Annotated in this window: 6 protein-coding genes; all 6 read right to left on the bottom strand. The window is 31.0% G+C overall.

The window, feature by feature from the left end:
- Positions 1-57: 57 nt before the first annotated feature.
- The 6 genes from CLV86_RS06430 to sov all read right to left on the bottom strand — a co-directional run bounded on the left by CLV86_RS06430 (position 58) and on the right by sov (position 12,127).
- Positions 58-2,169 (bottom strand): gliding motility protein RemB, encoded by a 2,112-nt coding sequence (locus CLV86_RS06430; protein ID WP_121050983.1) that lies wholly within the window; start codon positions 2,167-2,169, stop codon positions 58-60.
- A 136-nt stretch (positions 2,170-2,305) separates the two neighbouring features.
- Positions 2,306-3,055, bottom strand: a complete 750-nt coding sequence (locus tag CLV86_RS06425) for an energy transducer TonB (protein ID WP_170148516.1) — start codon at positions 3,053-3,055, stop codon at positions 2,306-2,308.
- Between the two features lie 167 nt (positions 3,056-3,222).
- A complete protein-coding gene (locus CLV86_RS06420) occupies positions 3,223-3,948 on the bottom strand; it encodes an energy transducer TonB (protein ID WP_076731973.1) in 726 nt (241 codons plus the stop codon).
- Between the two features lie 42 nt (positions 3,949-3,990).
- Positions 3,991-4,383, bottom strand: a complete 393-nt coding sequence (locus CLV86_RS06415) for a VanZ family protein (RefSeq protein WP_121050975.1) — start codon at positions 4,381-4,383, stop codon at positions 3,991-3,993.
- Positions 4,376-4,756: a glycine cleavage system protein GcvH gene (gene gcvH / locus CLV86_RS06410; RefSeq protein ID WP_076731971.1), complete on the bottom strand. Its 381-nt coding sequence runs from the start codon at positions 4,754-4,756 to the stop codon at positions 4,376-4,378. The genes CLV86_RS06415 and gcvH overlap by 8 nt, the downstream gene beginning before the upstream one ends.
- A gap of 72 nt (positions 4,757-4,828) precedes the next feature.
- On the bottom strand, positions 4,829-12,127 hold the full coding sequence (sov, locus tag CLV86_RS06405) for a T9SS outer membrane translocon Sov/SprA (protein WP_121050973.1): 7,299 nt from the start codon (positions 12,125-12,127) through the stop codon (positions 4,829-4,831).
- Positions 12,128-12,133 lie beyond the last annotated feature (6 nt).

The raw sequence follows: 12,133 nt of genomic DNA, 5'->3' as shown, positions 1-12,133 counted from the left end.
TTAAAGCTTTTATAAGCTTTTAAAAATTTGATGCAAAGATACGTTGTAAAGTCTATTCTACAAATCAAAATACCAATTAAATAAGTCTGTTCTAATTCCAAAATTAAACCAAACCGTACTATTGTTTAGTACCGACATTGTTTCTGCTTCAGGATTAAAATTACGGTAACTTACATTTGCAAACACTTTTAAATTTGATGCTGGATTTATTAAGTAACCGCCTTGAATGCTAGCATTAATTGTATTAGTTTTAATGCCTTGCCCAATTTCTACTCCAGAATCGAAAGGTCTATTTACTTCACTTTCAAATATATTACCTCCGTAATTAAAATTATCTGTACTATTATTAACATCAAAACCGCGAACACCTGCAATTAATTTTGCCTCTCCAAAAACTCTTCCTTTTCTATAACGCCCAATTAATACCAACTCTCTAAAGTTTGCTCCCCAAAGGTGCGCCATTGGTTGATTGTTATGTGCATAATTTAAAGTTATAGTATTATGTGAATAAGTATAAGGTCGCACCGCATTATATTCGGCTTGAAGTATTAAATCTTTAATTTTAAATGCATTGTAATATTTAGCACCTAATTGCAAACCGAATTTATTTTTCCAACTCTTATTCCCACCTGTAACATCATCAAGAGAAAATTCATCTAAAACAAATTGAGAATACATATTAAAATTATCTGTAAACTTATATTTTGCTGAAGCTCCAACAATTGCATTTCCTGCATCTTGTCCTGTTTCAAACTCTATTGCTCGGTAGAAGATTATAGGATTTAAATAATTAATATCGAAACCTCTATTGTTTGTGTTTGCCCAGATTACAGATTCAAACAGCCCTAAATTTAGTCTTTTATTTACATTCCAACTTAAATAATGGTTGGCAATATATTTTGTTAAAAAGGCTCCATCTTCTGTAACTTCTGGTCTAACATCTTTTAACCAAGTATATGTATTTGTATACTTTATTTTCCAAAACTTAGTATTTAGCTTTAAATAAGGATAAGGGCTTGCGACGTCGCTTTGTAGTAAAGAACGGTAACCATCACCTATAAAATTTTTACCATGCCCGAATTGAACATTTATAAATTTTGAAGGCGTGTAAGAAAGATATGCTTCGGCCACCGGATAATCGTATGCATCATCCTTAAATCGCTTTGCAATACCACGACCTGGAATTATTGCTGGATCTCCACCTTCTGGTCTAATACTTTCGGCGTAGTTGTTAAAATATTGTGCAAATCGTCCTTGGTTTTCGTAAACTGAAGCAGAGAAATTAAATTTCTTTCCTAACCCTCCTTGTATAAATACACCTCTTGTATTATTATAAGTATAACTAAAATCGGCATCTGTATCTTTTCCTAATTGCAAATCAAAAATAGGATCTACCGTAAACCAATAATCTTTTCCTTGTAATTGAACTAAATGCTCATTCCAAAGCTTTTTACCTGTCCAAGTTTTTTTATCTTTTAATAACGCATCATTTTCTGCCTTAAAATCGTGATAAGCAGCTACAACTTCGTAAATAAATGGTTTAGAAGCCGTATGGCTATTTGTACCAATTAAATTTGTAGCACGATCGAACTTAGCATAATTTTCATGTGAAAATGGAATGTTTAATTGGCTACTATATTCACTATAATCGTACTTTTTATAATTAGCATTTATTTTATCGATTTCATTTTTTGCAGCAATTTCTAAAGCATTTAACTCCAAAACTTCGGTTTCTTTATTTTGAAGTGCTAAATCCTCAGTTACAACTGTTTGGTTTTCTAAAGGTATTTTTAAAGTAATTGAATACTGCTTATAGGTTGCATTACCATTATATTTTGCTGGTTCCACTTTTGGAAATTCGCTTATTACACGAGTAGCTTCAGTTTTTAACTCTGGATAAACAGCATCTATATACATTACTCTAAAACCGCCTTCTTTATCTACTTCAAACAAAATAACAACTTCACCTTTATAATTAGAATCGCTTATGCTTTTTGGTACTTTAAAGTTTGCAAACAACAAATTAAAGACTTGATTATCAAAACATTTTTGTAAACTAGTTAAAGGCTCATCTTTACAAAAATCAAAAACTGGTGGTATTTCGTTAAAATCTTGAGCGTAAGAAAAAGATTGAAAACATAGTATTAGAATGAAAGTGTAAAACCTCATAGTATATTTTGCATTTAATTTTGCCGAAAGATAACATTTTTAAAATTTTCAAATCTGAAGTTTTAAGTTTTACTTAAAAACAAAAAACCGTTATTACTAAAGATAATAACGGTTTATAATAATTTGTGATTATATGCTATTGAATATTAAACTGTATTGGTAGCATGTAAGAAACCTCTACTGGGTTATTATTATTTTTTCCTGGCTGCATAGTTGGTATTTTACCAACTACTCTATTGGCTTCTTTTTCTAAATCTTTATGATTGGCTTTAGTTTTAATAATTTCTACTTCACCTAATTTGTTAATTTTAAATGAAACATAAATTCTCTGCTTTCCTGTTATACCCAAATTTGAAGCAACATCTACATCAAACTTACGTTGCACTAATTTTGATAATTTTTCTGATAGACATTGTCTTCTACCATCATTAGTTGTTTCTCCTTCACAACCAGGAAAAATTGGAACTTTTTGTACAGCCATAATATTCATTGGTTCTTCATCTGGTTGCTCAATATTTAAACTAGAGTCATCTGGTGTTAAAATAATTTTTTTATCATCTGGGACAACTACATCAATAATTTTATCTTCTGCTTCTTCAATTTCTTTTTTATCGTCTACAATTTCAAAATCAGGATTTTTACTTTTTGGTTTTGCTACATCTTTTTTCTTTTCTAAATTTTCTTTTTTTACAATTTTATAAATTTCAGGATCTACTTCATAAATGGTGTTATCTTCTTCTGGAATAACATAAGCAAAATCCTTACTTGTTTTAAAAGACATTTCTAAAGCTGCGTAAGTTCCCAAGAGGCATAGAATTAATCCTACTTGAAAGTAAAGCGTTGAGTTTTTTTGTAAATTCGCATCATGCTTTTGTGATTTTTTCACGTTTTTCTCGTTTTGCAGAACGGAATCGTGATTTTTGTTTAAATTGTTCATAATAATTAAAGTTTACATGTTAATATTATGATAAAATCACAATAAGCATACCAAAAACAAAAAACCCGATACAATTTGTATCGGGTTTTTAATTTTATATAGTAAAAACTAAATTATTAGTCTTGTACGTTAAATGTTATTGGCAAATCGAAAGTTACTTTTACAGGCTTTCCTCTTTGTTTACCAGGCTTCATTTTAGGTATTAAACCTACAACTCTTCTAGCTTCTTTCTCTAATCCAGGATGTGGACCACGAGTTTTAACGTTAACAATGTTTCCTGTTTTGTCAATTGTAAATCTTGCATAGATACGTTGCTTACCGCTTAATCCTAATTCTTGTCCTAAATCTAAGTCAAATTTTCTACCAACTAATTTGTTGATTTTATCTGACATACATTTACGCTTAGCATCGTTATTTCCTTTCTCACAACCAGGATACTCCGGTACACTTTCAATTACCGCAAAAGACACCTCTACATCTTCTTCGATTTCTTCTACAACAATTTCTTCAACCTCTACAATCTCTTCTTCTTGATTAGTTTCTGTAGATTCGATAACCGTTTCTTCTATCTCCGCTTCATCTTCAACAACATCAATAACTTCTGGTGCTGGTGGTGGCGGTGGTGGCGGTGGTGGTGGCGGTGGTGGTGCTTGATTTGTAATTGGAATTTCTTCGTCCAATTCATCATCAACATCAATAGACCTATCTTCTACAACACGATCATCGTAGGTTTTATAGTTGATTGCTGTATATGTTAAACCTAACATTAACAACATACCAACTGCAAAGTAAAGAGAGCTATTTCTGCCTACGTTTGCTTTAGGATTTTTCTTTGTTTCCATTAATTAAATTATTTATGCTTTGCTAAAATAACTATTTATTTATCAAAAAAGCAAGCTATTATTATTTTTTAACAAGTGTTTCTTTATTGTTATTAAAAGTATAGATGCAAATACCATACCTAAAACATTAGCAAACACATCGTTATAGTCACTTTGCCTACTTACAGTTATCCAACTTTGAAAACATTCTATTAATATTCCATACACTACAGAAGATAATGCTGCTAATAAAATAGCTTTATTGTAGTGTTTATTTAGTGTATAACGAAATACAATAAACCAAAGAATTACAAAAATAAAATGAACTAAAGCGTGTAATACTTTATCGTTAAATGATGGTATATCTTTTACAACATCATTTATGTTTATTAAGCTTAAAGCTGTTAAAGATATAGTATAAAGAACACTTGCTAAAAGGCTAATTTTTTTAAGCACTTATTAATGCTTTGTAATCTTCGGCTGATAAAAGTAAATCTAATTCTGATGCATTAGCAACCTTTACTTTAACCATCCAACCTTCTCCATAAGGATCTGTGTTTACTTTTTCTGGTTCATCTTCTAGAGACTCATTAAACTCTATAATCTCTCCCGATACTGGCAAAAATAAATCTGAAACAGTTTTTACAGCTTCAACAGTACCAAATACATCTTCGGCATCTAAAGTTTCGTCTACAGTTTCTACTTCTACATAAACAATATCTCCTAATTCACTTTGAGCGAAATCTGTAATTCCTATAGTAATAGTATCACCATCAACTTTTACCCACTCATGGTCTTTTGTGTATTTTAATTCTGCTGGTATATTCATTATATATTTTTTAAAATTTTTACAAATGTATTTAATTGCTTTGGCTTTTCAAACAGAAAAATGGTATGTTATTTAGTTACCAAAATTATACCTTAAGGTTATCCCTGAGCGTATAGTTGTTTGTGGAAAAGCAGTAGATATTGCATATTCTGAAAAAGTATAATCGAAGTAAAAAATACCTGTTAGGTTTTTACTAAAAGAGTAATTGGCATTATACTTTAAACCATAAATTGTTTGTCCGTTTGTTATTTGATTATTTTCTAAATCTAAATATCTTACAATTGTTTTGTTATCTCTTACTGACAGGTTTGCTTCCATTATAAGATCACTAACAATAGACTTTTTAGGCCCAGCTAATTTAGTTTTAATTCTTACATCTTTAAATCTATATCCTAATTTAATAGCATATTCGTTACCTTGAATTTCTGTCATTAAATTATTATCGAAACTTAAAGATAATAGCCTATCTTTTCTAATTTCTGTTCCAACAATTACAGAGTTTTTCATTTCCATGTCTATTTTAATTAATGGACTAAATAATTCTGTTAAATTAATATTGCTGTATAGTTCTGCATTTTTAAAATTACCTGCCTGATCAATATCATCTGCTGGTTGTGATGCATAAGGTAAACTATAATCTACACCGTTAAAATCTAGGTTTGTTCTAAATTGATTAATTGTATAACTTGAGCGATAACCATGAGATAATGATAAACGTTTAAATCGTTTTTTAAACCAATTAAACTTCATTAATCCTGTATATTTTATATCCCAATTTGGAATTGGAATATTTCTAAAAGCACCTAATTTAGTTTTCTCGGCATTTTGTCCTGTGTAGGCACTTAAAAAAGCTGGCAACAATACCGCTTGACTAGTTTTCCCGTAACCTAATGGAAAACCATCTGCATCAACATCGTTAACATTAGCTCCATTTTGCGCTGCTAACCTTCTAGCTATTGTTAATCTATTTTCTCTAAAAGCATCAAAAGCCTCCGAACTAATATCGTCGCTCTTTCCAAAAGCTGTAGGTAATGTAAATGTTGAAATATTAAAGTTCCCGAATACATTTGGTGTTAAAGAAATGTATTGATTGTCTTCTATTCTATAATTTTCGGAATAATTTTCAGCATAAGTTCTTGAAGCTACTAAATCAATTTTTAAGTCGTTAATAGGTTCTAAATTTGCTGATAAATCAAGTTGCTTGGTATGATTTTTTGTGTATTGCTGATTAAAGTCTGGGAATACTGTTAACCAACCATTTCTTGCTGCTATATCTCTAATATCGCTTTGGCTTCCTAATGTGTAACCAAATGTTGGCTTAGAAGTACTTATGAAACCTGGTGTATCTAAGAAACCTGGTAAAAAGGTTCCATTGTTTTCAGAGTAATTTGCTTGAATTCGTTTTATAGATGTTAAAAGACCTATTCCAAAATTTGCTATTTCTGTTCCTACACCACTGCTCTTTTTAGCCTCTGGTTTTTTAGCTTCTTCTTTTTTAACTGTTCCTGGAGGTGTAGCACCAGAAACTCTACTAACTTTGTTACTGTTTTTTACTACTCTTTTCTTTTTAATACCTAGATATTTATAAAATTTACGCATATCTAATGTTGAATTTATATTATGCGTGTTACCATTAGATATTGAATTTCCTAAATCGTAAGTTAAACCATCATCTGCTACTAAATCTCCAAATAAATCTGATCCTTTTTGCCATTGATAAAGACCTTGGTAAGAATAGGTTGCACTAATAAAGTCTAGTGCTGGAAATTTATTAAAAGGTATTTCGTAATTTATTCCTAATGTTTGCGAACGTCTATTGGCGTCTCCTACATCAAAATAGCCATCCCAAACATCTCTACTTGGATCCTGCTCTCCATTAATAATATTATCTTTAAAATAGTTTCTTACAATATTATTATTGGCTACTGCAAAATTAAGAGACAGTGATTTAGTTAAATTCCAATTGACTGTAGATTGAAAATCGAAATTATAATTACGTCTTACCAACTCTTCTAATCCAATATTATTGCCTCCTAATTCTACATCTCTAAAGCGTTGTCTATTAAATTGCCTATTAATATCTGTATTTACAGTAAAGCTTGCTGGTAATAAGTTAAGGTTAAAGTCTTTTAATAGTTTCCAGTATTTATTGGTAAAAATAGAGTCGTTCTTTTTAAAAGGCTCGAATATTTTAGGCTCAAAGTTATATGCATAACTAGCTCCTGTTCTTGCTTGCTTATCTATAGAACGTTCAATTTCAAAATCACGATGTTCTACTTTGTTGTAAGAATGGTTAAATGTTAAGTTTTCTACATCATAAAATCGAGGTTTTGACTCTCCTGTTCTAACCTTTCTAACACCTATAAAGTTAATACTTCTTCTTTTAGTATATTCTTCGGATTGTTCTCTTATTGCATCTTTTTCCTCTGTAGTTTCGGCAGCGTCAATTCTATTTTGAAGTTTTAAATCCTTGTATTGTTGGTCGTATTCTGGTGTTATTAACTCTACACCTTGCCCATAATTAAATGGCAACTGAATTCCCCATTTTTTAGGTAGAAGCTGTCCTATGTTTACATTAGTAACTACATCATATTGTTTAACTTCTTCTCTGCTTCTTTCTTGTGGACCTTGGTCTACAGAACCAAATCCAGCTGTACTCATTCTACCTGTTGCACTAACATTTGCAAAGTCTGCAAAATTTGAATCTACACTCATTATTGCTGCCCAACCACCTTCGTTGTCCATATCAGACAAACGTAACTCGTTAAACCAAACTTCTCCACATTGCTCTATAGTAGAACCATTTTTTACACCAACCATTAAGGTTCTTACATCTCCAAAATTAGGATTTCCTTTTATTGCTAATCTTGTTTGACCTAACTCATAACCATCAAATTGTGATGAAAATGGTATTTCTACTGGTACTCCATTAATAACGTCGTAAAATGTAGGATTGTCGTTTGCTAGTGTTCCATTTGCAATTCCTAAAGATTTTATTTGCTCTAAAAGATCTAATGGTAGATTTATTTCGTTTTCTGTTGGCCATAAAGCAGCACTAGTGGTTCCTGTTGATACTTTTAATGGAACTTCTATTTGGTAATAGTTTTGTGTTAAATCATTACCCATTCTTATAAAACCAATAAGATCTTTATCTCCTAATAATCCTGGAATTTCACCTTCTTCTGCATGCATAAACATTCTTAAACGTTTATACTGCCTCATATCTACACTTATATTTTTATATACAGCTCTTGCATCTTTAGGTTTTAATTCGCAAACATTTACAACTAAAGATTGCTCATTTTGATCTATAATAGTATTATTATTATTTAAACGTTCTGGTACAATACCTGGTGGAGACTCATAACTTCCTTCATTTTCTTGAGTACTTACTACTCCTACTGTAAATTCTGTATCATCAAAATCTGAAGGTGTTGCTCCTCCATCTAATGCTAATTGATAGCGTCTCCAATCGCTACGAACTAAATCTAAAGTTCCAAAACGAAATGTTGTTTGTTCTGAAAAACCGTTTAAATATATACGAGCAAAACGTATAGAACGTAAATCTGTTATACCATTTCTAGCTACTACATGCTCTCCTTCGACTGGTACTCTAAATTGATACCATCTTACTTGTTCTGTTTCTCCATTTGGTAATGATCTATTTCTAATTTTTACATCTTTAATAAATTCTCCTATTGGATTTGCTGCAGTAATTTCGTTAGTGCTATTTAAAGGTAAGTTTTGACGAGTTATTTCTAATTCATATTCAAAATAACTATCAATGGTATTCATTGTGTTATCTCTATTTATATCTTCTACATCTGGTTGTGTTGTAGAACCTCTATTAGTATCACTAAATGAATCTGGAGAGTTTCCTTGTACATTATTATATTTTTTATAGCGTTGTAAAATATCTCCTTCTGCACTTAAGTAGTATTGGTAATTATCCGCAGATGGATCTGGTAACGCCGAAATATTTGATGGAATTGGTGTTGGATTATTAGGGTTTATTGTTGGGTCTGTAATGTTTTTTTCTTCTAAATCATCATAACCATCATAACCAACATCTTGATTAGTACGTTCTCCTCCTGTAGAATCGAATGCATATATTAAAGCTTGATTTTGTGGTATTGCCCATGGTGTTATATCACTTTGGAGTAAACTAACATTACCATCTGTTGGTAATCCATTTTCATATTGCTTTTTACCATCTTTTAAAACATCTTCTGAAATACTCCCTAAATTAAAAAATAGTTTTCCTCCAGGATTTGTTGGGTTATCTTGAAATGGATCTTGCATCCAAAATTCAATATATTCTACATTAGATTGTTCGAAATCTGTAGAAGTTAATTGTCTTGTAATTCCAGCCCAAGCATTTGTTGGTGTAGATATAGTATTACCATCTGGTTCTATATTTGTATCACTAAAATTATATGGTCCTCTTTCGGTTGGATAATATGTTAAATCTAAAGTATTTAAAACAGTTGTTTGTCCTTGTGCAATATCTTGTTGAGGAAATAATTCTTGAACAAAAACACGCGAAGTATATAAATTAGAAATATCGTCGTCGTCTATACCTGAAGGTCTTTGACCACTGTAAAATATAGGATCGATAGTGTACCAGTTTAATAATGCTCTATCATAACCATTTCTAATACCACTAAATGCATCGGCTGCGGTTGTTCCGTTTATTTCTAAAGGACGACTTGATAGAAACCAAGATTGAGCAGATTTTAAATCGATACCATTTTGACTTCCTTCAAAATCATCAATATAAGCAGTTGCTTCTCCATTAAGATCTGTACCTTTTGGTGCTCCAGGTAATAAATAAGCAAATTCTCCACGAACAGATAAATTAGATGGAGCATCTGTATCGACATTTGGTAACTTGTTTACTAATCTAGTAAAAAAAGGAACTTCTGTAGAATAGTTACCATTAAAGCCTAATATTGTATTATTAATTGGTTCGCTATTGTAGTTTGCTTTTTGAGTTATTGGTCTTTCGTTTAAATTAATATATGTAGCACCAATTAAAAAATTCTCATTAAACTGATGTTCTACATTTAAACCTGTATAACGTTTTGTTTGCTGGCCAAATATTGAATTGTTTTCGGTAGTAACTTGTATAGGTGTGTTTGATGCTTTTAAAGCTTCGTCTAAAATTTGTACACGCCCTAATTGATAATTTACAGTATAATCTACACCTTCCACAAGCACTCGGCCACCAGCCGTTACTTTAACAGATCCTCTTGGTACATTAAAACCTCCTATTGCTATTCCATCTCCTCCAGATGATTTGTAACGTCCTTTAAGTTGAAATTTATTTTTCTCAACTTCGTCTAAAGCAGCTGTTTTTGTTCCTTTATATAATAAATCGTAAACGTATTTTTCTTGATTTAAGTTAGTATAAGTATCTGCTTCGTAATCTGTAACATTGTTGCCTGGATTACCATCATTATCTAAAACATCGAATAAATAGCGTCCAAAAGGCTCTACTTTAGTAAAAACAATTTTTCCGTTTTCTGGTATTACCGTAATTCCAGAAACAAAGTCAAAAAAACCATCTCCATTAGTTTGTGGATCATTGTTATAATTTAATCTGTCTAAATTAAATAAGCGTAATAATGTTGTTTGATCTATTGGTTCGCCTTCAAAATCTGTTCCAAATCCACCACTTCCTTCTGCAGCCGTAATAAAGTTTAATGGCGCAGATTCGTTATAAAAAATGTTTAATTTAAAATCTTCTTGACTTAATTGGTAAGCTCCAGTATCGTAAATATTTTTCATCATTAAATCCCAAATAGGCTGAGATACAGATGTAATACTACTTTTAAGTAGTTTTAGTATTAAATTGTTATTTGTAACACTTGTTACGTCTCCATTACTGTTAGTTTCTACATCGGTTGCACCTATTCCATCGTTTGCAAATTCACCAACTTGGTAAACCTGACCTCCAACTGTATATTGGAACGCTACAGCTAAAACTTCGTCATTATTTAAACGCTGATTTAAAGAAATGTAACCTAACTGTGTATTTATAGTATATTCTTGACCCTCTACAAGTTTTCTTGTATTTTCTAATTTAGCATAATCAAAACCTTCATTGAAACCCGGTATTAAAATACCAGCTTGTACTGTTGCAATATCTCTAATTGCATTTGTTATTTGAGAACCTGGTCCACCAATATTTGTTGGATCTAAACGGTTATTTGCATTATCTGGAAAAGCTCCTGGACCTGCTGTTACAACAACTCCTGCATTTCCTATTATTTCTGACTCCCCAATATCTTGAAGTGCTACAATATTTCTTACGTTTTCTGTACGATTACTTCTATTAGTTATCCAAACTTCTGCTCTTGTAATTTGAACATTTGTATTTATAAATGGATAATTTGCTAAAGCTTTATCGTAATTATTTCTAAAGTACTGAGCTAAGAAAAAGTGCCTATTCTCATCGTAATCGCGAATAAAAAAATCGAATTCATCTAGAGTTCCTCCACCTTGGGCAACTACTGACCTTGTATCTGATTTTTGTTCTGAAAAAACAGCAGTAACAGATGTTTTCCCGAATTGTAATTTTGTTTTTACACCAAATAAGCTTTGTGCTCCAGAGATAAGAGAACTATTTAATGGCATACTAACATTTCCTATTTCTAATTTTTGAAGAATAGAATCTTCACCACCTCCAAAAGTTGGATCATATTCTAATTTCACTAATTGCTGGAAATCGAAACTTGCTTCGGTATCGTAATTTGCCGTAACCTGAAGCCTTTCTCCCACTTTACCTAATAAACTTAAGCTTATACGTTGGTCGAAATCAAAAGTAAAATTACTCCTATTTCTTGGAGAAAACGAAGGATTATCTTGTTTAGTAAACAATACACCTAAATCCATTTCTAAAGAACCTTGTGGTACGACTTCTATAGTATTACCTCCAAAAATTGTTTCAAAAAAGCCTGAGTTTACATAAAATTCTGGTAGTAAATTCTTTTTTGCTTCTTCAGATGTATCTTTTTTACCATCTGTAGCATCAATTTTTTCCTGATAGTAATTTTTTAAATTCTCTTTAAATATTAAATCTTGATATTCTTTAGGCGTTAGAATAATTGGATAGTTTATATTAAAATTCCCAACTGATTCTGTATACACGTAACGATCTGTTTCTGGATCGTATGTATACATTGAAGTTATACTATTAGGATTAGGCATTTCTATGTTTGAGAAACTAAATCCTGTTTTTACACTATCATTTTCTACTGTTGGGTCTGGAGTAATTTGTGCAAAAACACTAAAAGATAGTAATAAGGTTATTACTAAAAGTAAATTGTGCTTAATTGATTTATGAAAGTATAGGTTAGTTGTATTCAAAATCTA

This window comes from Lacinutrix venerupis (assembly GCF_003663945.1).
Taxonomy (GTDB): domain Bacteria; phylum Bacteroidota; class Bacteroidia; order Flavobacteriales; family Flavobacteriaceae; genus Lacinutrix; species Lacinutrix venerupis.
Note: the sequence above shows the minus strand (reverse complement) of the source record. Positions and strands in the feature narration are given on the sequence as shown.